A 23,564-nucleotide genomic window follows, 5' to 3' on the forward strand; every position below is an offset into this window, starting at 1 on the left:
CCTAGGCGCAGGGTCCGTGACGAATTGCGCATTCAACTGCTTCTAAGCTGAACGGTACGCTTCCGCCTGTCCCTCCGTCACCGGAATGCCACTCGGTGGCAAGCCGGGATCGGAACGGATGCGCTGTCAAAACGGCCCGGCGAAGCAGCAAACGGGTCCTAGCCGCCGCTGCGGTAGACCTGAATATCGAGGTCCCGAATCTTCTTGCGGAGGGTATTCCGGTTCAATCCAAGGAGGTCCGCCGCCCTGATCTGGTTTCCCCGATTTGCCGCCAGCGCGGCCGTGAGCAACGGGACTTCGATTTCCTTCAGGATCCGATGGTAGAGCCCCGGCGGCGGCAGCCCGTTCGGGAAGCCGGCGAAGTGCGACGCAAGGTACATCTCCACCGCGCCTCCGAGGTTGTCGACGCTCTGCGGCATGCTGCCGCCTGACACTACGGCAGGGGGCGCCAGTTCGCCCTCGATCACCGAGCCCGTAATGACATCCTGCGGATAGAGCGCGGCAAGGCGGCGTGCGAGGTTTTCAAGCTCGCGCACGTTGCCCGGCCAGCGATGCTGCTTCAACCGCTCCAGCGCCTGCGCATCGAGCTTCTTGGGCGGCAAGCCATCCTTTTCCGCCAGCGCAAAGAAGTGCCGGATCAGATCGGGCAGATCCTCAATCCGCTCGCGCAGCGGCGGCAGCCGCAGCGGAACGACGTTGAGGCGGAAGAACAGATCTTCGCGGAACAGGCCCTGCTGAATGAGAATGCGCAGGTCCTTGTTGCTGGCGGCGACTATCCGCACATCGGTCTTGATCGGCGTGCGCCCGCCAACCGTCGTGTATTCGCCCTGCTGCAGCACACGCAGCAAGCGGGTCTGTGCTTCCATCGGCATATCGCCGATTTCGTCGAGGAACAGCGTCCCGCCTTCGGCCTGCTCGAACCGGCCAGTCGCGCGGGCATTCGCCCCGGTGAATGCCCCGCGCTCGTGTCCGAACAATTCGGACTCGATCAGATCTCGCGGAATGGCGGCCATGTTCACGGCGACGAACGGGCCGTTGCGGCGCTTGCCGTAATCATGCAGCGCGCGTGCGACCAGTTCCTTGCCGGTGCCGGACTCACCGGAGATCATCACCGTCAAATCGGTCTGCATCAGACGCGCAAGGACACGGTAGATTTCCTGCATCGCCGGCGATCTTCCGACAAGAGGAATCGAATCGAACTCGCCCTCGTCCTTCACTGCCGCCGGGCGCTCCTTGGGCTCCGACAGCGCGCGGCCAACGATCGCAATCAATTCCTTGAGGTCGAACGGCTTCGGCAGATATTCGTAGGCGCCGCGCTCCGATGCCCTGATCGCTGTCATGAAAGTGTTCTGCGCACTCATGACAATGACCGGGAGGTTCGGGCGCATCTTCTTGATCCGCGGCAGCAGATCGAACGCATTCTCATCGGGCATCACGACGTCGGTGATGACCAGATCGCCCTCACCCTGGCTCACCCAACGCCAGAGCGTGGCGGCATTGCCTGTCAGCCGCACCTCATATCCGGCGCGGGACAGCGCCTGATTGAGAACGGTACGGATGGCGGTGTCGTCGTCAGCGACAAGTATGCTACCTGCGGGCATTGTTATTTATTCCTCATCTGCGGTCTGTGAGGCATGCGAGAGCGTTCCCGGGCGCCCTTCGCTATTGCTGTAGTTGGGATTGTTGTTTTTGGTTGGATTGAACATCGGCAGCAGCACGCGAAAAACCGTTTTTCGCGGCTGGGATTCACATTCGATGATGCCGCCATGATCGTTGACGATCTTGGCGACGAGCGCGAGGCCGAGACCGCTGCCGGTCGGCTTGGTGGTCACGAACGGATCGAACAGATTTGGCAACAGATCGTCCGGCACGCCGGGGCCGTTATCTTTCACGCAGAATTCCAGCGGCAACGACACACGTGACTTCTTGCCAGGCACCGAGAGACGCACACCCGGACGGAATGCCGTGGTCAACTGAATTTCACCATCGGTCCCGAGATCGGCGACGGCCTCGGCCGCATTCTTCACGAGATTCAGGAATACCTGAATCAGTTGATCCTGATTGGCCAGCACAGGCGGCAATGACGGATCATACTCCTCGACGAACTTGATATTGCGCGCGAAGCCGGACTGGGCGAGCCGCTTCACATGATCGAATACCGAATGGATGTTCACCGGACCGCGCGCCACGGGGCGCTCATCGCCGAACACCTCCATGCGATCGACAAGCGTCACAATGCGATCCGCCTCGTCACAGATCAGACGTGTCAGCGTGCGGTCCTCCGGCGACGCTGCCTGTTCGAGCAATTGCGCGGCACCGCGAATGCCCGACAGCGGGTTTTTGATTTCATGCGCCAGCATCGCGGCCAGCGCGATCACCGAGCGGGCAGCGCTGCGATGAGTCAACTGCCTGTCCATCTTATCGGCGATGGTGCGTTCCTGAAGCATCACCACGATATGGCCGGGGTGCTCGCTGAGCGGTGCGACATGGAGATCGACCTGACGATCGCCGCCGATGCGAGGCGTGCCGAGATCGACTTTGTATTCGTTTACAGCCGAGCCGGTACGGCGCACCTGATCGATCAGCGCGAGCAGCGGGCTGCCGAATGGCACCAGTTCGCGCAACATCTGACGCTGCAAATGCGGGATCGACGTTTCAAAGAACGATTCCGCTGCAATATTCGCATCCAGTATCTTGCCGTCCGGCGCGACAAGCATCACCGGATTCGGGAGCGCGTTTAGAATTGCATCGCTGTTAGCGAGTTGAGGAACGCGTCGTTCAGCGGCGTTGCTCATGCAGCAGCGCTCCAGGAAAACTCGCCAAAGGCATCGCGAAGGGAGCGGCGAACGTGAGCTGGATCGGTCGCTGTCAGGATGGTCTGGCGCCAACGCTTAAGGACGTCCGCGGATGCGGCGCTGCCCTTCGCAGCAACATCGAGTGCCCAACCCAGATGCTTGCGCGCATGACGCGAACCGATGCGCGATCCGTAATGATCAACGACCTGATCGTAGAGTTTGCAGACGTGATCCAGTTGCTCACGGAGGTGCGGTGCCGATTCTGCTGCGCCGCCATCGAGACGGCGCGCGATCTGTCCCGGCAACCATGGCTGACCCTGCGCTCCCCGCCCGATCATCACGGCGTCTGCGCCGGACGCTTCGAGCGCAATCGTAGCCTGCTCAAACGAGGTGATGTCGCCATTGACGACCACAGGCACTGTGACCGCGTCCTTGACCGGCCGCACGGCGGTCCAGTCGGCGCTTCCCTTGTAGAACTGACAGCGGGTGCGCCCGTGCACGGTAATCATCTTGACGCCCGCCGCTTCGGCGCGGCGCGCCAGCTCCGGAGCATTGAGCGACCTGTCATCCCAGCCCAGCCGCATCTTCAACGTCACCGGGACGCTGACAGCGGATACCGTGGCGTCGATGAGACGAAGCGCGTGATCAAGATCGCGCATCAGCGCAGAGCCGGACTGGCCGCCCGTGACATGCCGCGCAGGACAGCCCATGTTGATATCGATGATGTCTGCACCGGCGGCTTCCGCGATCTTCGCGCCTTCGGTCATCCAGTGGGTTTCACAGCCGGCGAGCTGAACTACGTGCGGGCCGATACCGGCCGCCTCGCAACGAAGAACCGACATTGGGCGGCCTCGCGCGAGATCGTCGCTGGCAGTCATTTCCGAGACGACAAGACCGGCCCCAAGCTCGGCAGCGATGCGCCGGAAGGGAGCATCGGTGATGCCGGACATCGGTGCGAGAAGGACGCGATTTGCGACCTCGATATCGCCAATGGTCAGTGTTGGCTGACGTACCGGACCCATACCGATCACTGTTCTTTTCGTTTTTTGCCGAACCCCGCCTCGTTGCGGAGATCACACAGCTTAATTTCTAAGCATACTGAAAGCATGCCTACACTTTAGCCAATTCCGGCAGGCTTGCAAGTGCGGCGCAACAATTCTTCCAAATTCTTCACAGGGTTGCGGAATCATGCTGTTCCCCGCCCGAATATGGTAAGTGCAGCACCCAAAGCTGCCAACAACGGGCTCAGCCACCCTGCTCTGACGGTCGTCAAATATTCATGCCAAACCAAAAACGGACTGCCGCCATTATCGTCGCTGCCGGCCGCGGACTTCGCGCCGGGACCGGAGGCCCCAAGCAATACCGATCAATCGGCGGCAAAACCGTCCTTTCGAGGGCGATGGAGCCATTTTGTACCCATCCGGACGTTTTTGCCGTTCAGCCGGTCCGCAATCCGGATGACGCCGATATTTTCGATCAGGCGGTCTGCCACCTCAAATATCAGACGCCGGTGAATGGCGGCGCGACGCGGCAAGCGTCCGTTCGTGCCGGACTCGAGGCGCTCGCAAGCGAGGCGCCGGATATCGTTCTCATTCACGACGCCGCGCGCGCCTTCGTCACCGACAAGGTGATCTCGCGCGCGATCGATGCGGCGCTGATCACGGGTGCGGCGATTCCCGTCGTCCCGGTGACCGATACCATCAAGGTCGTCGATGCAACCGGCGCCATCCAGGCGACACCGGATCGTGCGAATTTGCGAATCGCGCAAACACCGCAGGCGTTTCGATTCGACACCATTCTCGAGGCCCATCGGCGCGCCGCGCGCGAGGGGCGCGACGATTTCACCGACGACGCGGCGATCGCGGAATGGGCGGGATTGACCGTCGCAACATTTGAAGGCGATGCTGCCAACATGAAGCTGACCACACCGGAAGACTTCGCACGCGAGGAAGCGCGCCTCGGCGCCATGCTGGGCGATATCCGCACCGGCACCGGCTACGACGTCCATGCGCTCACCGACGGCGACCATCTGATGCTGTGCGGCGTTCGCGTGCCGTTCAATCGCGGCTTTCTCGCCCATTCCGACGGCGATGTCGGACTGCATGCGATTGTCGATGCTATCCTCGGCGCACTGGCCGACGGCGACATCGGTTCGCACTTCCCGCCAAGCGATCCGAAATGGAAGGGTGCGGCCTCAGACCAGTTCCTTAAACATGCGGTCGGCCTCGTGCATCAGCGCGGCGGAAGGATCGCACATCTCGAAGTGACGATGATTTGCGAAGCGCCAAAGATCGGCCCGTTGCGCGATGCGATGCGCGCGAAAATCGCCGAGATCACCGGGCTTCCACAGTCACGCGTGGCCGTGAAGGCAACGACAAGCGAGCGGCTCGGTTTCACCGGCCGCCAGGAGGGTATCGCCGCAACGGCGGCCGCAACGATCCGTCTTCCGTGGGATGAAAGCGGGAGCAACTGACATGAGCGGCAGCACCATCCGCGCCCTCTCCCGCTCGCTGCTGGATCTGTGCCGGATGCGCAAGCTGACCATTGCGACGGCAGAGTCCTGCACAGGCGGTCTCGTCGCTGCGGCACTCACCGAAATTCCCGGCTCTTCCGACGTCGTCGATCGCGGTTTCATCACCTATTCCAACGAAGCCAAGCACGCGATGCTCGGCGTCGAGACCTCGACGCTGGAAACATTCGGCGCCGTCAGCAAGGAAACCGCGACCGCCATGGCATTTGGCGCACTTGAACATGCCGATGTCGATCTGGCGGTTTCGATCACAGGCATCGCGGGCCCAGGCGGCGCAACGCCCGGAAAACCCGTCGGGCTGGTGTATCTGGCGGTCGCGGCACGCGATGGCCGTATTGCTCACAAGGAATGCCGCTTCGGCGCGGTCGGCCGCAGCAATGTCCGCGAGCAGTCAGTGGTCGAAGCGCTGAAAATGCTGATGGAGATGGCCCGCGGACCACAGCCCCCGATCAAGAAGCGGCCACGCGCGGCGGCCCATAGACCGCATCCGCGCGTTTCTCGAACGCCGCGGCGAAGCGCTGGAAAGCGGCGTCGAACATCGCGCCCATCAGCACCGCGAGCATCCGACTCTTGAATTCGTAGGCGATGAAGAAGCCGACATCGCAGGCGTTTTCGGACTTCGCCTCGAAGGTCCAGCGGTTCTCAAGCTTGCTGAACGGACCCTGCAAATACTCGACAAGGATTTTCAGGTTCGGCTTGTCCAGCATCACGCGGCTGGTGAAGGTCTCACGGACCACCTGAAATGACACCGTCATATCGGCGACAATGACTTCGGTATCGTCCGGCTTTTGCGTGCGCTGGCGGACCTTCAGCGCCTGACACATCGGCACGAATTCGGGATAGCGTTCGACGTCGGCGACAAGATCGAACATTTTCTCCGCGCTATGGCGAACGCGGCGTTTGTTGGAAAACTGCGGCATCGAAAACCAAAAGTGGCGGTCTAAGGTTGCTGACGGTTGTGTACCGTCATTGCGAGGAGCGTAAGCGACGAAGCAATCCATATCTTTTGTGGCACAGGATGGATGGCTTCGCTTCGCTCGCAATGACGATTGAATCTTAGCGGTTGGCCGCGTCGCGCGCCGCCTGCAGCTTGGCAAAATCCTCGCCGGCGTGATGTGACGAACGCGTCAGTGGACTCGCCGACACCATCAGGAAGCCCTTGGTGTAGGCGACCTTCTCATAGCCGCCGAATTCATCCGGCGTCACGTAACGCATCACCGCATGATGCTTGAGGCTCGGCTGCAGATATTGGCCGATGGTGAGGAAATCCACATCCGCGGAGCGCAGGTCGTCCATCACCTGCAGCACTTCGTGCCTCTCCTCGCCAAGACCGACCATAATGCCGGACTTGGTGAAGATGGTCGGATCCATTTCCTTGACCCGCTGCAACAGCCGGATCGAATGGAAGTAACGCGCGCCGGGACGCACGGTCAGATAGCGCGACGGCACGGTTTCCAGATTGTGGTTGAACACGTCGGGCTTCGCGGCGACCACCTGCTCCAGCGCGCCCTCTTTGCGGAGAAAGTCCGGCGTCAGGATTTCGATGGTCGTGGCCGGACAGCTCGCGCGAATGGCGCGGATGGTTTTCGCAAAGTGATCCGCGCCGCCGTCGGCGAGATCGTCGCGATCCACCGAGGTGATGACGACATGGTTCAGGCCGAGTTTCGATACGGCCAGCGCCACATGCTCCGGCTCTGACGCGTCGAGCGCGCCGGGCATTCCCGTCTTGACGTTGCAGAAAGCGCAGGCGCGGGTGCAGGTGTCCCCCATGATCATGAAGGTGGCGTGCTTCTTGTCCCAGCACTCACCGATGTTCGGGCAACCCGCCTCCTCGCACACCGTGACGAGGCCGTTTTCCTTGACGATGTTGCGGGTGTTGGCATAGCCGCGCGAATTCGGCGCGCGCACGCGAATCCAGTCGGGCTTGGCCGGCGACCTGGCGTCGGGCCGGTTGACCTTCTCCGGATGACGTGGGCGCACCTGATTTGGCGACACCGTATCGATCAAAGTGACCATGAAAAGTCCGCGATTTCCCTAGACTTACCTAAGCCCGCCAATGTCTTGGCGCAAGCCGCCCGCATCGTGCTACCTTGGAATGACTATCACGTTTCCAACCGGTCCTGCATGGCCCTGCGCGCCTATCCCCTGCCCATAAATGGCTGACCTACAGTCCCAAGCCCCTGCCGGACGGCTGCTGACGCGTAAATTCTTCGCGCGCAGCGTCCACGACGTGGCACCCGACCTGATCGGCGCAACGCTGCTGGTGGACGGCGTCGGCGGAATCATTGTCGAGGTCGAGGCCTATCACCACACGGAGCCTGCGGCGCATTCGTTCAATGGGCCGACGCCGCGCAACATGGTGATGTTCGGCCCTCCGGGTTTTCTCTACGTCTACCGCTCCTACGGCATCCACTGGTGCATGAATTTCGTCTGCGAGAAGGAAGGCTCCGCCAGCGCGGTGCTGGTCCGCGCGATCCAGCCGACCCATGGCATCCCGGCGATGCGGCGGCGGCGCGGATTGCACGACGAACGAATGCTGTCTTCGGGCCCCGGCAAACTCTGTGAGGCGATGGCGGTGACCGGCAAGCACAACGGCCTCGCGCTCGATGCGCCGCCAATTGCGATTTACGCACGCACGGGCAAGCCGGAGATCGTCAGCGGCATCCGCATCGGCATCACCAAGGCGGTGGAACTGCCGTGGCGCTATGGCCTGAAGGGCTCGAAATTCATGAGCAAGCCGTTTCCGGCATAAGGCGAAATGGTGACGAACTTCGCCGCAAAAGGCGGAATGGTGACGTGGCGGCGGCGCGTGGAAATTTTGGCTGTTTGCCTCGCGGCAACATCGCGATCGACTGCTCGTGCAATTGTTATGCGTCGCCTGCATAACCAGAAAAGCGCGACAGCCTCACCAAAGAACATCCATCAAAATGCAGGCAGCAGAGCCATGCGCTCCTGGCTGGACTCAAATCCACCAGCAGCCGTTCAGGCCCGGCGTGTCGAGAAGTCTGTTCTCAGCGTGAAGAAAATGAGCGGCAACATCCACACCGCGATCGGGACAAACGCAAACGCAGCATTCCCGGTGATATCCCACACGACGCCGCCAAGAACCGAGATCGTCATCGCAAGGCCATAGCCCATCGTGAAGATCCCCGCCGACATTCGCGGCACATCGTCCGGTGCAACCAGCAGGGCGGGCAATGCCAGCACGAGAGTCAGTGTGATGGCGCAGGCAAAGCCGATCATCGCCGCCGATCCGATCAGACTCCACGCGTGTCCGGACACCAGAATGCCGGCGATACCTGCAATCCCGAGCGCAGCCGCAGAGAGCAAGGGCCATTTCCTGCGCTCCCATCGGCTCGCCATGACCAGCAGAAGAAATGACGCGGGCAACTGGCCGACATTCAGCGCTGTGAGCGCCGGGCCGATCAGTTCGGTGCGATCCGTGTGCAGCAGGTAACCGGGAAGAAAAGCATTGGTGCAGAAGTAGAGCTGGTTGGGCGCGCTCATGATGAGGCCCAGCTTCCAGAGCAACGGATCGCGCCAGTCCGGCATCCAGAGACGATGGCGCGAGACCGGCGCATCCTTTCCTCCCGGCTGAAACAGGAAAATGATGAGCGCAATCGCGACCAGCGGAATCGACCAGAGCACCAGACTCGCGCGCCAGCTTCCGGCGAGAAGCGGCACGATGAAAGCTGCGAGCATGACCGGGAAGATTTCGCCGCACAGAAGGCCGTTCGTATAGACCGCCGTTGCGAAGCCGATCCGGTCCGGCACCCACTGACGCACGATCGGCGGAAGTGACGGCTGCATCACCGCGATCCCCGCCGCCATGATGATCGTCGTGATGTAGAGCAACCATGGATCGGATGCGAAGCCGCGCAGGGCTGAACCCGCTGCCGCGATCAGAAGTCCGATGATCAGCGCAGGCACGGCGCCGACGCGCGCGATCAGCAGCGAGCCCGGTACGGCGACCAGCGCGAACAGGAAAACCGGAATCGCATTCAGGATTCCGACTTCCGTGCCGGACAGCTTCAGATCCAGAATGATGAGCGCCAGCACCGGCGGCACGGCAAGGATCGTCAGCCGCAGGCCGTTTCCCGCGAGCCAGAGAAGAAGCAGCGCGTTGAACGAGGATGACCGCTGCAAGGTCATTCCGCGCCCTTGAGCCGCTCCAGCGCTTCGAGGATTTTCGCCTTGCGGCTTTCGGCTTCCTCGCGCTTCTCGCGCTGTTCGTCGATGACTTCTTCCGGCGCGTTGGCGACGAACTTCTCGTTGCCGAGCTTTGCGTCGACGCGCTGGATGTCAGCGTTGGCTTTCGCAAGCTCCTTGTCGAGACGGACCTTCTCCGCGCCGAGATCGATAACTCCCTTGAGCGGGATCGCAGCCACCTCGCCGCGCACCAGCAACTGCACGGAGCCGTCCGGCGCACGATCCGCGAACGAAATATCGCCGAGGCGCGCAAGACGCTTCATCACATCGCTCCAGCGCTCCGCGCGCGCCTTGATTTCGGCGGATGCGCCGACCAGCACCAGCGGAAACAGCGTCGCGGGTGGAATGTTCATTTCCGCGCGCATCGAGCGGATCGCCGAGATCAGTTCGATCAACCAGCCGATTTCGGCCTCCGCCGCTGGATCGCTGAACTGCTCCAGTTCCGGCGCCGGCAAAACGACAACCGGCATCGCCAGCGGATCGGCGGAGATCGCAGGCTCGATGATCGGCTCGGCGGGCGTCTTGAGCGGCCACTCGGCAAGGGCGAGCAGTCCGTTTCGCTGCGCCGTCACGCCCCAAAGCTCCTCGGTGAGGAACGGCATGAACGGATGCAGCAGCTTGAGGATTTCGTCGCGCGCCCAGGCGATGCTGGCCTGCGTCTCGGCTTTCGCCGGCGAGTCCGCGCCCATCAGCACGGGCTTGGCGAGTTCGAGATACCAGTCGCAGTAAATGTTCCAGACGAAGCGGTACATGATGCCCGCCGCGTCATTAAAGCGATAGGCCTGAATGGCTTCGGTGACTTCGCGCGTGGCGCGCGCGGTCTCGTGCGCGATCCAGCGGTTGAGCGTTTCCTTCGTCTTCGCCGGATCGAAGCCATCGGCCAGCGCGCAGCCGTTCATCTCGGCAAAGCGCGACGCGTTCCAGAGCTTGGTCGCGAAGTTGCGATAGCCTTCGACGCGCTGGGTCGAAAGCTTGATGTCGCGGCCCTGCGCCGCCATAGCGGCCAGCGTGAAACGCAGCGCGTCGGCGCCGTAATCGTCGATCAGATGCAGCGGATCGATGACGTTGCCTTTCGACTTCGACATCTTGGCGCCCTTCTCGTCGCGGACGAGGGCGTGGATGTAGACGGTCGGGAACGGCACGTCCTTCATGAAATGGATGCCCATCATCATCATCCGGGCGACCCAGAAGAAAATGATGTCGAAACCCGTGACGAGAACGTTGGTCGGGTAGTAGCGCTTCACATCGACGTCGGTGTCGGGCCAGCCGAGCGTCGAGAACGGCCACAACGCCGATGAGAACCAGGTGTCCAGCACGTCTTCGTCGCGCGTGATGAAACCCTCGCGCTTGGCCGGATCGAGCGCCATGTCATGGCCCTGCTCCGCCGTGATGACCTCCTGCTCGACGTAATAGCCGAGCGCCTTGCCGACCGCTTCGTCCTCGGTCTCGGCGACGAACACCTTGCCGTCCGGGCCGTACCACGCCGGAATCTGATGACCCCACCAGAGCTGGCGCGAGATGCACCACGGCTGAATGTTCTCCATCCACTCGAAGTAGGTCTTCTCCCAGTTCTTCGGCACGAACGCGGTCTCGCCGCTGCGCACCGCTGCAATCGCGGGCGCGGCCAGCGTCTTGGCGTCGACATACCACTGGTCGGTGAGATACGGCTCGATGACAACGCCGGAGCGGTCGCCGTGCGGCACCATGTGGGTGTTCGGTTCGATCTTCTCCAGGAAGCCCGCCTCTTCCAGCTTCGCGACAATCAGCTTGCGCGCGGCGAAGCGGTCCTTGCCGTGCAGTTCTTCGGCGAAGATGAGCGCGGCTTCCGGCAGGTCGCGCAGATAGTCCTCGTTGGCGGAGAGCGACATGCGCGCTTCCTGATCGAGCACGCTGATCGACGGAAGGTTGTGACGGCGGCCGACCTCGAAGTCGTTGAAGTCGTGCGCCGGCGTGATCTTCACCGCGCCCGATCCCTTCTCGGGATCGGAGTAATCGTCGGCGACGATCGGAATGAGACGGCCGACCAGTGGCAGCACGGCGTGCTTGCCGACCAGATGCTTGTAGCGCTCGTCATCGGGATTCACGGCGACAGCCGTGTCGCCAAGCATGGTTTCAGGCCGCGTGGTCGCGACCACGATGAACGTGGACGCGTCCTCGGGATTGAACTCCTTGCCTTCCAGCGGATAGCGCAGATGCCAGAGGCTGCCCTTGACCTCGATCTGCTGCACTTCGAGATCGGAGATCGCGGTCAGCAGCTTCGGGTCCCAGTTGACCAGACGCTTGTCCTTGTAGATCAGGCCCTGCGCGTAGAGTTCGACGAACACCTTGGCGACCGCGCGCGACAGGCCTTCGTCCATGGTGAAGCGTTCGCGCGACCAGTCGCACGATGCACCGAGGCGCTTGAGCTGATTGACGATGACACCGCCGGACTCAGCCTTCCACTTCCAGACGCGCTCCAGAAACGCCGCGCGTCCCATGTCGCGGCGGCCCGGCTCCTGACGCTCCATCAGTTGGCGTTCCACCACCATCTGCGTGGCGATGCCCGCGTGATCCGTTCCCGGCTGCCACAGCACGTCGCGGCCGCGCATCCGTTCGAACCGGCACAGGATGTCCTGCAGCGTGTTGTTGAGCGCGTGGCCCATATGCAGCGAGCCGGTGACGTTCGGCGGCGGAATGACGATCGTGAACGGCTCGGCGTCGCGCCGCTCCGGCCGCCCGGCCCTGAACGCGCCGGCGTCTTCCCACGCCTTCGCGATGCGGTTTTCGATCTCGGCGGGCTGGTAGTTTTTCTCGATCATCACACTGCAATCAAAAGGAGTGGATCAGGTCTGGAACATTGCCGTCATTGCGAGCGAAGCGATGCAATCCAGACAGGATTGCGCTGGGCAAAGGAAGCTGGATTGCTTCGTCGCTGGCGCTCCTCGCAATGACGAAATCGCGGTCCAATCCGATTTCATCGCGCCCTAGAAAGCCCCCGGCGCGGCTCAAGTCAACCACTCGGAATATGGAGGATTTAGGCCTGAATCGCCGAAATCACCGGCCGCGGGAGACCCGCTCGATCTCGGCCTTGACGATCCGCTCCACCAGATTGGGCAGATTGTCGTCCAGCCAGGATTTCAGCATCGGACGGAGCATCTCCTTGACGAGATCCTCGAGGGTCCGGGCGTTGTTGCTGAGAACGGTATTCGCCAGCGTGTTGAACGCGGACTCGACCGCCGAGACCGTCGATCCCGACAGAATCTGCTGCGTCGGCATCTCACGCTGTGGCTGCGCCCGTTCGGTGAATGAAGGCGCTTCCATGACAGGCGAGCGTTGTTGGGGTGCTTGAACCATCGGCGACTCGGTGAACTCCAGATCGTCCTCGGGCTCGATCTTGTTGAATGACGGTGGCGGTTCGGGCACGGCCATCTGTTCGGTCAATTCGAACACATCGGCGTCCTCTTCCGGCTCCGGCTCGGCGGCTTTCGCCGGGGCAGCGGGCGCATCGAAGCTTGCCATCATCGCATCGATTTCGGCCTGGCTGTTCTTTGCCACCGGCGCCGGTGCGGGCGCAGGAGCAGCCACGGGCTTAGGCGCGATCCTGGATGGCGGAATGCCGGTCATCACGGGACGCGCCGGCGCGGGCCGCGACATCTCCGCTTTGGGAACCTCCGTTTTCTGAGGCGCAGCAGGCGCGGCTGCGGGAGCATCGGCAGCCGGAGCAGCTCCCCCTGCCGGCTTGGCCTCGTCATCGGAGATGATGCGCCTGATCGACGCGAGAATCTCCTCCATTGGGGGCTCCTGCGCCTTTGCCGGTTGCGACATCTCGGACTCCACCCCATCGGCTGCAAGGTTCACCCGAGGGACCTGCAATAGCCGCACACCAACGTCACGAATCGCTTTGCGATCCTTCAGAACGGTATGTCATGGCAACAATTGATTGCAAGCAACGGGCGACGGACTCGGCCGGTTGATCACAGCGCTGATGAGAGACGGTTAACCGGCGGCGCGGCTAAACTGATTCAGGCATCCGCGCCCGTCCCATACATGGGATCGCGACGCGAATGCCGATTCAATCTAGCGCAAGTTAGCGGCCGTCAGGTGTCCGTACGCCGAACCAGCTATCGCGAACCTGATGATAGTGGACGCCTGCATCGTAGACGTTGGTGGCGAGCTTCAGAACGGTCGGCGACAAACGGCCGATGGAGTTCAGCACGCTGTAGGATGCGACGACGCGATCGTGTTGCGCCGTGACAAGCGCGACACGCGCATTGACCAGCGCCTGCTGGGCGTTGAGGACGTCGAGCGTCGTGCGCTGCCCGACCCTCGCCTCTTCGCGAACGCCGTTCAGGGCGATTTCAGATGCCGTCACCTGCGACTGCGCGGATTGCACCTGAGCCTTGCCGGCAACGAGCTGGCCCCAGGCCTGCGCCACGGTGGCGCGGGTCTGGTCGCGAACCTGTTCGAGGTTGAGGCGCTGCTGCGCCAGCGTTTCTTTCGACTGACGGATCAGCGAGTATTCGGCGCCGCCCTGATAGACCGGCACGGTCAACTGCGCGACGGCGGATGCGCCGAACGCCTTGTACGTCGCCATCGTGCTCTCGTAGGACTGCTGCACGCTGCCTTGAAGTGTGACGACCGGGAACAGCGCACCTTCGTTGACCTTCACCTGAAGGAAGCTGACGTCGATGCCGTACATGGCGGCGGTGACGTTCGGATTTTCGAGAAGGCTGAGATCGACCGCGCCGGCCAGCGTGGGCGGCAGGAAACGATCGACGGGCGATCCGGCTGCAAGGTTGGAAGGCTCGTTGCCGATGATGCGGCGGAAGTTCGCGCGCGTCGTCGTCAGATTCGATTCTGCCGTCAGAAGCTGCGTGCGGCCTGCGGCGAGCTGGGCTTCGGACTGCGCGACGTCGGTGCGCGTGACTTCGCCGACATTGAAGCGATCGCGAGTCTGTTTGAGCGTCTGTTCGAGCACACGGACGTTGCTCTTTTGCACTTCGACGATCGCCGAATCGCGAAGGTAATCCATGTACACGGTCGCCGCCGAGAACAGCACCGTCTGTTCGAGCACGCGCAGGCCTTCGCGCGCAGCCGAGACCTGACTTTCAGCGGCGCGCGTGCGGTTGCCGGTCTGGCCGCCGTTGTACAGCGTCTGGCTGACGGTCGCGCCGACCGAGCGCGGCGCGTTCATGCCTCGAAGTCCGATTTCGCTGAGCCGGCCGCCGGTCTGGGTGTTGGTCTGCGTTTCGGTGTACTGCGTTCCCGCGCTGGCGGTCACAGCGACTCGCGGACGGTAGCCGGACAACGCCTGCGGCACGCTTTCGTCTGTCGCCCGGACCGATGCGCGCTGCGCGTTCAATTGTGGATTGTTCTGATAGGCACGAACCAGCGCGGCCTCGATCGTGTCAGCCATGACCGGGACCGTCATGACCGGGCACAGCAGAAGCGTCGCCAGGGCGACACCCGCACTGAGTTTCTTCCGATATTTAGCTTGCATTACTTCTATCCCCAAACCGGCTCTACACTCGCCATCAGGGCGCGCGAAAACCGGGTAGCTGAGTCGCCTGTGCCCGTTCCGCGTTACTCTATGCATCGGTTCATCTTGGTGAAACCCCGGCGCAGGCACTCACTGCCGAAACAGTGAGGATGGGACATTGCTGCCACACCTGCCTCAATCCTAGGAAAACAACCCTAGAAGACGAGCGTCGAAAGCTAGAATGTGAAGGCTGGACGACGTTCCAGGCCGGTCAAAACCGGCGCGGTTGCGTCAAAAAGGACCCGGCTGCCGAAATCGGCCGGAGACCGGGCGATCAATGTGGCACGCGGGGGTTGGCTGGTCGCGAACACGCCCACCAGCCGTCCACCCATCTTCAACTGCTCGTACAGCCTGTGAGGTTCCACTTCCGTGGCGCCGTCCATGACGATGACATCATAGGGCGCGTGGGCCCTATCGCCCTCGGCAGGCTCCGCCGTGCTGACGGTCACATTGGCGAGGCCCAGATCGGCGAGATTTCTCGCCGCCGCATTGGCGAGCGCCGGATCGGGCTCGGTGGCAAAGACCTGTGCCGCGAGGTGCGCCACGACCGCCGCCGAATAGCCGGTGGCGCAGCCGACCACCAGGACGCGGTCGGTTTCGGAGATCGTCGCCGCCTGGAGCATTTTAGCGAGAACTGCCGGCTTGATGAGGCAGCGCTTCGGCTGACCGTCCGCCGCGACATCAATATCGAGATCCAGATAGGCGATCAGGCGCTTGCTCTGCGGCACGAAATTCTCTCGCGGCACGGCAAGCATCGCATCGATGATCCGCAGATCGGTCACATCGCTCGGCCGCACCTGACAGTCGACCATATACTGCCGAGAGGTCGTGAAATCAGACATGGGATAGCCTCAAGACAGGAACACCGAATGGATCATCGGCCAGCGGGGTGTGGCCAGCGCGGCACATATTTGCTGCAAGGCCGCATGCGATGCAAGCCTGCAGGTCCGGTTCAAGTCTTGTTATGATATGCGATCGCCGTGGTAACGGCACCTGAACGGCAGAAGCGGGGCACATGACAGGCAGCGCAACGAGACACCCTCTCCGCACCCGGCTTTGCGGCCTCCCGCTGGCTGTATTGTTAATCGGCGCAGGTATCGCGCCGGCGGCGGCACAGACCCCGGCGCCCGCAGCGGCTGCGGCCGCCGATCAGCCCGCGCCGAAGCGCAAGAAAGTGGTCGAGCGCGCCGCCGCCATCATGAAGGCGCTGGGCGATTATTCGGCCAGGCGCACACAGAAACTTCCCGCCCTGGCCGATTACTACGCTGCCAAAGCCGATCTCGGAAAAATCGACGATTCCGCGCCGGAGGCTCCGCGCGCGAAGAAACTCCTGGCGGCGATGCAGAAGAACGAGCGTGAATACGTCCGCAAACATGGCGCGACCAACATCAGCGCCCGGCTCGATTCGCTCTCCGAAAATGTCGAGGGCCGCAAGCAGTTCGCGGTCACGACCAGCAAGCAGATGTTGCGCAGAGGACTTGCGATGGACATCGGCACGTCCGGCGATCACGAGACGGTGCTGAACTACAAGTATTTCAAGATGGATCGGCCGACGGTCCTTAACCTTGCCCGGTCCGGCAATATCTTCAACAAGGCACGCGATCTCGGATTTCGCTCGGTGGTTTTCACCAATGGACGCCTGACCTGGACCTACGACGTGGCAGCGAACACATTCAAATGAAGCGCGACCAGACACCATCTGCGGGCAAACCCGCGCCGGGCTCCGAACAGGGGGACCTCTCTGCGAGCAGACTGTCGACGATGCGGCGGCAGATGGACGAGTTCGACGATCTGCCGTCCGAAGTCCGCGCGGCCCTGATGTCGGCGAACGAACCGAGCGACCAGATGATCGACGTCCTGTGCACCATGAACCGGAGCGGCTTTCCCGTCGCAGACCTGATGAAGGTGATCGCGGCCAGCAACGCGAAGAGCGGCGCAGGATCGTAAAAGCATCGCCTGCTGTCGCCGAATTCACCATCAGAAGCGGATTTGGTTGCCAAATGGCTGCAATGGACCCGTTCCGCCACGGGACGATTGCATAAGCGCCTGCGCCCTTGTAACTAGTCCGGCCTGTGAGGCCACGTGGCGGAGTGGTTACGCAACGGTCTGCAAAACCGTGTACACCAGTTCAATTCTGGTCGTGGCCTCCAATATTTCAACGACTTACCGCAAAATTCTCTTTCTGATTGTTACCCCTCAGGCATGACGCCGGGGCGGTGACTTATTCATCGGAATCTTCCGCCAGGGCATCTCCCCCGAAGGTTTACGGTCGAACGATCCCCGCCGAAGCCGTGCGGAGGAACGACGCCGCATCGAAGATGATGCCTGCGAAGCCCGGCCCGGGATTCCCTTGAGTGGCAGCCAAACTTACCTCGGCAGTGTGCTTAACGCGTCACAGACGCCGCCAGCCCGAACAGCTATCATCGGTATTATTTTATTCAGAATTTTATCAAGGATATTGCAAATGAAGACGCTGGCTTTCGCTATCGGCCTTTCAATTTTGAGCACCGGCGCTTCACTAGCAGCCGACTTGCCCGTGAAAGCCGTGAAGGCTGACCCCGTCCCCGTATACACCTGGAGCGGCATCTATGGCGGCGTCAACGCCGGCTACGAGTGGACCCAACTCGATTGGGCCTACTACAACCTGCCGGGACAAACGCTCGCCCGTAAACCTGAAGGCGGCCAGGTCGGCGCCCACGTCGGCGCTCAGTATCAGTGGAGGCAGTTCGTCTTCGGCGTCGAGGCGCAGTGGCAAACGCAGCCGATGACAGGTGTCGGTCTAGATGCTCCCGTTTTCGCACCGGCCTTCGATGCTTACATGTCGCTTTCTCAGCTGTTCATGGTCGGCCCCCGCGTGGGCTGGGTTTTCAGCCCCCAGTGGATGGCTTACGGAACCGGCGGCTATGCACGAGGTACGGTTAGCACCGCCTTCTATGCGAGAGGTTTTCCCAACGTCCCTGCATTGATCGAGAAGCGTCCTGACGGCTGGTTTGCCGGCGGCGGGATCGACTACCTGATCACAAACTGGCTCTACGCAGGCGTCGAATATCGTCACATTGAATTCGACACCGACCTGTACAAGACGACCAACATTCCGGCCGTCGGTTCGGCGCGCTACGTTTCGGCCAAGGCGGATCTGGTTCAGTTCCGGCTTGGCTTCAAGTTCTCGGGGCTTGAACCCGGAAAGTACTGAGCGAAAAGCCACAAGGCTCCAATCGCCGAGATTTTTCGGCGATTGGCGCTTTGCGAGACTTTATGCTTTGCAAGACTCGGGGCCTTTGTTATATGCGGCCCCATTGCTGCTTCAGCAGTATTCCTCGGTAGCTCAGCGGTAGAGCATTCGACTGTTAATCGAATGGTCGCTGGTTCGAATCCAGCCCGGGGAGCCAATCAAATCAATCACTTATCAGCCTGCCTCCGTCCCGCAACTTGCGCGGGATCGCCTGCGTATATAGCTGACCTGTGTGACGGGCTGCGGGGCGCTCCCGGAATGGAACAGGCAGGTAGAACGTGAGCGCAGAAGCAAGGGCCGAACTCGACCGTCATTTCGACTGGATCGCAGCACGGCTTCCCGAAAAAGGCGCCCGCTTCGTCCGCTGGCTGCGCGAACCCGGCTCGGGATGGGTCCGCATTCCGCTCGCCCTGCTGCTGGTCGTCGGCGGCATCTTCAGCTTCCTTCCCATTCTGGGTCTCTGGATGCTGCCGCTTGGCCTGTTGCTGATCGCCCAGGATGTGCCGTTCCTTCAGTTGCCGCTCGCCAACGCGCTCGGATGGATCGAGCGGAAGTGGATGGGCCGGAAGGCGTGACAGCGCGCGTCGTGGAAAGCCGCGAATGAGCACACCCCTCGACATTATTGTTCCGGTTCTGATGGGCGCTGCGCTGCTGTGGTGGATCGGCCGCGGCATGGGCGGACGGTCGATGCTGATCGCGACCGCAGTGACCCTGGCAGTAATCGTGGGCGTGCTGCTGATCCAGAACGCGGGATGGCGCTAAGCCGGCCTGCGCCGGATTATGACAAAAATGTCGCAACTGCCCGGCCATGTAATCCGTAAGGGTTTCCCGTGCTTGCCCCCGAAACCTTCGCTGGTAACAATCCTCAAATGTTACCGCTGGGGGCCGAGTCGATGGGAATCTCTGGTAAGGCCGGACAGTCCGGAAAAACCGCATCCGTCATCGGAGCGTTTTTCCTCGGCGCCGCAGCCAGCCTCGCAACGGTAGCCGGCGCATCGGCAGCCGACCTGCCGGTCAAGGCCAAGCCCGTCCAGTATGTGAAGATCTGCTCGCTCTATGGCGCGGGCTATTACTACATCCCCGGCACCGACACCTGCATCAAGCTCAGTGGCTACATGCGGGCCGACTGGAGCATCAACGGCGGCAACTACAACAAGCCCGGCTGGGATCAGACGAACGCCGAAGGCACCAAGTCGCGCGACCGCGACTACTTCGCGACCCGCGTGCGCACCGAATTTCAGATCGATACCCGCACCCAGACCGAATACGGCGTGGTGCGCACCTACATGAATCCGCGCTTCCAGTTCGATTCCGGCGCGCTGCCGGAAACCGGCGTGCTGACGCTGGACTACGGCTTCATTCAGTTCGCCGGCTTCACCTTCGGCAAGGCCGTGTCGATTTTCCAGACACCGTGGGGCGCGACCGGCGCCAACACGCTGACGTCGTTCATGCTCGGCGGCTACGACAACGTTAATGGCATCACGCAGGTGGCCTACACCTGGCAGTTCGGCAACGGCGTGTCGGCCTCGGTCGCGGTCGAAGACAACCGCGTCATCAATCGCGCGCAACTGCTCAATGCCAGCCTGACGCAGCCGGCGACCAGCGCATTCAACGGCGCCTTCACCAATTCCTACGGCGGGAATGTCACGCCTGATTTCGTCGGCAACATCCGGGTCGAGCAGACCGCTTTCACCGCGCAGCTCTCGGGCGGCGTGCATAACATCCGCGCCAACTATTATGCCGGCCCCGGAGGGATCACCCCGGTCGAACCGAACGGACATCCGAGCGATGCATGGGGCTTTGCCGTGCTCGGCGGCCTGCAACTGAAGAACCTGCCGACTGGCCCCGGCGACAAGTTTTCGATCGATGCATCCTATGTGAATGGAGCCTCCAAGTATCTGATCGGCGGCGTGACCGGAACCGCTTTCGATGCGTTTGGCGGCGGCACGCCCAACTTCGCGGGCAGCTATCAGACCATGGCGGTGCTGTCGTTGACGGACGGCGTCTACACCACGGGCAGCAAGATTGAAAAGACTTCGGGGTGGGGAGTCCGGGCCGCTTTCGTGCACAACTGGTCGCCGACATGGGAGACCGGAATCGTCGGCACCTATTCCCGCATCGAATACAATACGAACGGCGCGGCGGCATTCTGTGCCGCCTTCACGGCCCTGTCGCCGAAGCTGAACGGTTATTCCTGTAATCCGAACTTCAGCATCTGGCAGGTCGGCCAGCGCACGGCATGGACCCCGGTCAAAAACCTGACCTTCTCGGCCGAGGTGCTCTACTCTTACCTCGATCAGTCGCATACCGGCTCGCAGGCCTTGACCAATCCGGGCCAGTTGACCGGCACCTTCAAGCCGACCGGTGTCTATGACTTCAAGGATCAGGGTGTCTGGTCCGGTCTGCTCGGCGTCCGCCGCACGTTCTGACCGGTGGCCGCATTCAAAAAAACGCCGCCGCTTACGGCGGCGTTTTTTATGACTGCAGCGATTTCTTGCCGCGACGGTTTTCCGGGCGCCGGAAGTCACGCTTCTTCGGCTTCGGTGCGAGCTCCGGCATGGTCGCTTGCACCGCGCGATACTGCGTCAGCATCCGCTGGAACGTCGCATTGAGTTCGGTTTCCATCTCGGCGCGTCCTTCAAGCCTGCTGAGAACCATTCCGGCGGCCTCGATGGTCGACAGGCCGTCGCGCCGCGGCTCCTTGCGCAGCTTGCCGTAGAGCGACGGCTGCGCCGGCCCGAGAATGATGCGCCGGCATTTCAGCATCCAGGCATTGCGCCACCACAGCGCCTTGGCCTGACTCCACGTGCCGTCGAGCAGCACAACGCCCTCGATGTCTTTTAGAATCTGGCGCTGATGGTCCTCGATCTCGCCCTTGCGGTCGATCGCAACGACATCCCGATCGGTTGCAAGGTCTGCGACCTTCGCCGATCCGAGATAGAGGATGGCCCAGTCCTGCGGATCGACTGTCCGCCCCAACGCCTTCGACAGGCTCGGCCAGGACAATCCGATCTTGTGAGTCACCTTCTCGAAATGTTGCGCGGTCAGCCGCGCGGTGCCAAGCGCCCTGTCCTGCTCCTGCGGATGCTGCAGGATCAGCAGTTCGATCCGGTTGCGGATCGGGGTGACGCTGTCGCAGATGCACAGCGGCAGCGGTTTGCCGCAGCGGGTGCACTCTTCGATCTCTTCCGGCGCATCGGCGCCCGGCTTGGCTTTGGCGGCTTTTGACATGGGTCCGGCTATACGCTGCGCACCCTATCACGGCAACCTGTCAGCATCGTCCGAGAGGACAATTCCGTCAGGCCGCCTTGCCCGGCTTCGGGGGCCGGCGGTGCCGAAGCCATCCGCCCAGCAAACGCCGCTTGTCGCCTCGCGGGATCAGTTCGATGTCGCTGACGAGTTTCGCGCCTCCCTTGCGGCGCTCCAGCGTGATCTTGCGGCTGTGAAACTCCTCCAGTTCAGTGCGATGGGCGACGCTGATGATGGTCGCGTCTTTCAATTCCTCGTGCAGCAACTTCATGAGATTGTCCTGCCCGGTGTCGTCGAGCGCGGAGGTCGCTTCGTCGAGAACGATGATATCAGGCCGGTGCAGAAGCAGTCGCGCGAAGGCCAGCCGCTGCTTTTCGCCGCCCGACAGGGTCTGATCCCACGGCGCGTCCTCTTCGACCTTCTCCTTCAGGTGCGCGAGCCCGACCTTCTCAAGCGTCTCCGCCATCTGCTCGACCGTCCAGTCCTCGGCGGCGCCGGGATAGGCGATCGCGCGCCGCAACGTGCCGGTCGGGACATACGGCTTCTGCGGCAGCATGAAAATCCGGCGATCGCGATGGAAGTCGACGCTGCCGCTGCCCCACGGCCACAGACCGGCAATGGCGCGCACCAGCGTGCTCTTTCCGCTGCCGGATTCGCCGGCAACAAGGACACGTTCGCCGGGCTCGATAACCACCTCAGACTCGCCGACCACGGCGGTGCCGTCGTTCAGCGTGACGGATAGTTCGTTCAGGCGCACCATGGCGTCGCCTTCGGTCTCTCCACGCTCGATGCGGTTGATCCCCTCGCCGGTTTCGGCTCGCTCCAGACCATCGAGCGACATCATCAGCGACGCGATGCGCCGCGCACCGGCGTTCCATTCCGCAAGGCGCGGATAATTGTCCACCAGCCAGCCGAACGCCGCCTGCACGATCGTGAAGGCCGATGCTGCCTGCATGACCTGTCCCAGCGACATGCTTCCTTCCAGAAACTTCGGAGCGCAGAGCAGGATCGGAATGACCGGCGCAATCAGGCTCGAACCCTGCGACACAACGGTGGTGCGCATGTGCTGTCCGCAGATCCGCGCCCATTGCCGCAGGACATTCCCGAACGACTTGTCGATTCCCGAACGCTCCTCCTCCTCGCCGCCGAGCAGCGCGATGCTTTCGCCGTTCTCGCGCACGCGGGTCAGCGCATAGCGGTATTCGGCCTCCGCCTGATTCTTGCTCTCGGAGACGGACACGAAGTTCCGGCCGATGATCATCATCGAGCCGCTGGCGATCGCCGCATACACGACGGCGGCGATGACGAGGAAGCCCGGAATGGTGACAGTACTGCCCCCGACGGACAATGTCAGCGCGCCGCCGATGGTCCACAGCACGACGATGAAAGTGGCCGCCGAGAGAAACGCCTGCGTCACGCCTGCGGCGAAATCCACCGGTGCGTCGGTGGCAACCCGCAGATCCTCAGCGATCCGGTATTCCGGATTCTTGTGATCGCCATCGACCAGATTGAGCTGATAGTAGCGGCCGTTGGCCAGCCACCGCGACACCACGGAGTTGGTCAGCCACGCGCGCCAGCGCCGCTGGATGCTCATGCGGGCAAAGACCTGCACGACGCCGATGACAACGCTGCCGATCGCAAGCGGAAAGAATATTCCCGTCAGATAGAAAACCTTGGCGGCATCCTTCTTCTCGATGGCGTCGAAGATTGACCTGTTCCAGACGTTGATGCCGTACTGAAACGTGATTTGCAGAACGATCAGCGCGAGCAGGCCGAAGCTCAACGTCCACGCCAGGCGGCCTCCGCCACGGCCCCAAAAGCCGCGCGCGCTGATCCAGAACCGGGTCAGCAGATAGTCGCGTTTGAGCTGTTCGAGTTCCTCGGGAGAGAGCCCGGGTTCGGGCTCAACCATTTCGGGCGGGGGCGCTTCAACCGGCTCTCCGGTTTCAGCGAGAACTTCTTGAATCGGCGGTCTATTCATACCGGCCCAACGCCAGTGGAACCACAAAGTTCCCGCCCAAAGTGCGCTGC

The 23,564-nt window shown here is 62.2% G+C and carries 20 protein-coding genes, 2 tRNA genes and 1 pseudogene; 11 read left to right on the forward strand and 12 right to left on the reverse strand.

All coding sequences use genetic code 11. The features are described from left to right. Positions 1 to 158: 158 nt before the first annotated feature. Genes ntrC through dusB form a run of 3 tightly spaced genes read right to left on the reverse strand, consistent with a single transcriptional unit; the run spans position 159 to position 3,817 of the window. Complete coding sequence (gene ntrC, locus ACP7AL_RS20900) at positions 159 to 1,601, reverse strand: nitrogen regulation protein NR(I) (protein ID WP_006020542.1); 1,443 nt, start codon at positions 1,599 to 1,601, stop codon at positions 159 to 161. Positions 1,602 to 1,607: 6 nt separating this feature from the next. Continuing rightward, the gene (locus tag ACP7AL_RS20905; protein ID WP_425993948.1) at positions 1,608 to 2,795 is read right to left on the reverse strand and encodes a two-component system sensor histidine kinase NtrB; all 1,188 of its coding nucleotides are present in this window, start codon (positions 2,793 to 2,795) and stop codon (positions 1,608 to 1,610) included. Beyond that, positions 2,792 to 3,817: a tRNA dihydrouridine synthase DusB gene (dusB, locus tag ACP7AL_RS20910; RefSeq protein ID WP_425994457.1), complete on the reverse strand. Its 1,026-nt coding sequence runs from the start codon at positions 3,815 to 3,817 to the stop codon at positions 2,792 to 2,794. Before dusB ends, ACP7AL_RS20905 begins: the two co-directional genes overlap by 4 nt. Before the next feature lie 257 nt (positions 3,818 to 4,074). Between dusB and ACP7AL_RS20915 the strand changes: the two genes are divergently transcribed. Both ACP7AL_RS20915 and ACP7AL_RS20920 read left to right on the forward strand, forming a co-directional pair. Beyond that, entirely contained in the window at positions 4,075 to 5,268 is a 1,194-nt protein-coding gene (locus tag ACP7AL_RS20915; RefSeq protein WP_425993950.1) for a bifunctional 2-C-methyl-D-erythritol 4-phosphate cytidylyltransferase/2-C-methyl-D-erythritol 2,4-cyclodiphosphate synthase, read from the forward strand. Position 5,269: 1 nt separating this feature from the next. Further along, positions 5,270 to 5,740, forward strand: a pseudogene (locus ACP7AL_RS20920) (CinA family protein); the annotation flags it as partial. A 34-nt stretch (positions 5,741 to 5,774) separates the two neighbouring features. On the opposite strand, the gene ACP7AL_RS20925 reads toward ACP7AL_RS20920, so the two are convergent. Beyond that, a complete protein-coding gene (locus ACP7AL_RS20925) occupies positions 5,775 to 6,245 on the reverse strand; it encodes a type II toxin-antitoxin system RatA family toxin (RefSeq protein WP_425993952.1) in 471 nt (156 codons plus the stop codon). Positions 6,246 to 6,381: 136 nt separating this feature from the next. Then, complete coding sequence (gene lipA / locus ACP7AL_RS20930) at positions 6,382 to 7,341, reverse strand: lipoyl synthase (RefSeq protein WP_425993954.1); 960 nt, start codon at positions 7,339 to 7,341, stop codon at positions 6,382 to 6,384. 139 nt (positions 7,342 to 7,480) lie between these two features. On the opposite strand from lipA, the gene ACP7AL_RS20935 reads away from it, so the two are divergent. Further along, complete coding sequence (locus ACP7AL_RS20935) at positions 7,481 to 8,077, forward strand: DNA-3-methyladenine glycosylase (RefSeq protein WP_425993956.1); 597 nt, start codon at positions 7,481 to 7,483, stop codon at positions 8,075 to 8,077. 230 nt (positions 8,078 to 8,307) lie between these two features. Here ACP7AL_RS20935 and ACP7AL_RS20940 read toward each other — a convergent pair whose 3' ends face one another. From ACP7AL_RS20940 to ACP7AL_RS20960, 5 genes are all read right to left on the reverse strand, one after another. Next, positions 8,308 to 9,477 (reverse strand): CynX/NimT family MFS transporter, encoded by a 1,170-nt coding sequence (locus ACP7AL_RS20940; RefSeq protein WP_425993958.1) that lies wholly within the window; start codon positions 9,475 to 9,477, stop codon positions 8,308 to 8,310. Then, on the reverse strand, positions 9,474 to 12,332 hold the full coding sequence (locus ACP7AL_RS20945) for a valine--tRNA ligase (protein WP_425994459.1): 2,859 nt from the start codon (positions 12,330 to 12,332) through the stop codon (positions 9,474 to 9,476). Before ACP7AL_RS20945 ends, ACP7AL_RS20940 begins: the two co-directional genes overlap by 4 nt. 235 nt (positions 12,333 to 12,567) lie before the next feature. Then, the gene (locus ACP7AL_RS20950) at positions 12,568 to 13,338 is read right to left on the reverse strand and encodes a PopZ family protein (protein WP_425993960.1); all 771 of its coding nucleotides are present in this window, start codon (positions 13,336 to 13,338) and stop codon (positions 12,568 to 12,570) included. A 262-nt stretch (positions 13,339 to 13,600) separates the two neighbouring features. Then, on the reverse strand, positions 13,601 to 15,013 hold the full coding sequence (locus tag ACP7AL_RS20955) for a TolC family outer membrane protein (protein WP_425993962.1): 1,413 nt from the start codon (positions 15,011 to 15,013) through the stop codon (positions 13,601 to 13,603). 215 nt (positions 15,014 to 15,228) lie between these two features. Further along, positions 15,229 to 15,894, reverse strand: coding sequence for a protein-L-isoaspartate O-methyltransferase family protein (locus ACP7AL_RS20960; protein WP_425993964.1), 666 nt, complete (start codon positions 15,892 to 15,894; stop codon positions 15,229 to 15,231). Between the two features lie 173 nt (positions 15,895 to 16,067). Here ACP7AL_RS20960 and ACP7AL_RS20965 point away from each other — a divergent pair, with 173 nt between their 5' ends. The 8 genes from ACP7AL_RS20965 to ACP7AL_RS21000 all read left to right on the forward strand — a co-directional run bounded on the left by ACP7AL_RS20965 (position 16,068) and on the right by ACP7AL_RS21000 (position 20,713). Further along, entirely contained in the window at positions 16,068 to 16,733 is a 666-nt protein-coding gene (locus ACP7AL_RS20965) for a hypothetical protein (RefSeq protein WP_425993966.1), read from the forward strand. Beyond that, a complete protein-coding gene (locus ACP7AL_RS20970) occupies positions 16,730 to 16,999 on the forward strand; it encodes a hypothetical protein (protein ID WP_425993968.1) in 270 nt (89 codons plus the stop codon). Before ACP7AL_RS20965 ends, ACP7AL_RS20970 begins: the two co-directional genes overlap by 4 nt. 129 nt (positions 17,000 to 17,128) lie before the next feature. Further along, positions 17,129 to 17,202 (forward strand) — tRNA-Cys (locus ACP7AL_RS20975). Positions 17,203 to 17,516: 314 nt separating this feature from the next. After that, positions 17,517 to 18,245 (forward strand): outer membrane protein, encoded by a 729-nt coding sequence (locus tag ACP7AL_RS20980; RefSeq protein ID WP_425993970.1) that lies wholly within the window; start codon positions 17,517 to 17,519, stop codon positions 18,243 to 18,245. 121 nt (positions 18,246 to 18,366) lie between these two features. Beyond that, positions 18,367 to 18,441: transfer RNA gene (locus tag ACP7AL_RS20985), tRNA-Asn, on the forward strand. Positions 18,442 to 18,562: 121 nt separating this feature from the next. Then, a complete protein-coding gene (locus ACP7AL_RS20990) occupies positions 18,563 to 18,859 on the forward strand; it encodes a hypothetical protein (protein WP_024919234.1) in 297 nt (98 codons plus the stop codon). A 25-nt stretch (positions 18,860 to 18,884) separates the two neighbouring features. Continuing rightward, entirely contained in the window at positions 18,885 to 19,046 is a 162-nt protein-coding gene (locus ACP7AL_RS20995; protein WP_162832190.1) for a hypothetical protein, read from the forward strand. A gap of 131 nt (positions 19,047 to 19,177) precedes the next feature. After that, positions 19,178 to 20,713 (forward strand): porin, encoded by a 1,536-nt coding sequence (locus ACP7AL_RS21000; protein ID WP_425993972.1) that lies wholly within the window; start codon positions 19,178 to 19,180, stop codon positions 20,711 to 20,713. A 46-nt stretch (positions 20,714 to 20,759) separates the two neighbouring features. Here ACP7AL_RS21000 and ACP7AL_RS21005 read toward each other — a convergent pair whose 3' ends face one another. Further along, the gene (locus ACP7AL_RS21005; RefSeq protein WP_425993974.1) at positions 20,760 to 21,515 is read right to left on the reverse strand and encodes a tRNA-uridine aminocarboxypropyltransferase; all 756 of its coding nucleotides are present in this window, start codon (positions 21,513 to 21,515) and stop codon (positions 20,760 to 20,762) included. Between the two features lie 67 nt (positions 21,516 to 21,582). Beyond that, positions 21,583 to 23,514: an ABC transporter ATP-binding protein/permease gene (locus tag ACP7AL_RS21010; RefSeq protein ID WP_425993976.1), complete on the reverse strand. Its 1,932-nt coding sequence runs from the start codon at positions 23,512 to 23,514 to the stop codon at positions 21,583 to 21,585. Positions 23,515 to 23,564 lie beyond the last annotated feature (50 nt).

This window comes from Afipia sp. DC4300-2b1 (assembly GCF_049895725.1).
Taxonomy (GTDB): Bacteria; Pseudomonadota; Alphaproteobacteria; order Rhizobiales; family Xanthobacteraceae; genus Afipia; species Afipia broomeae.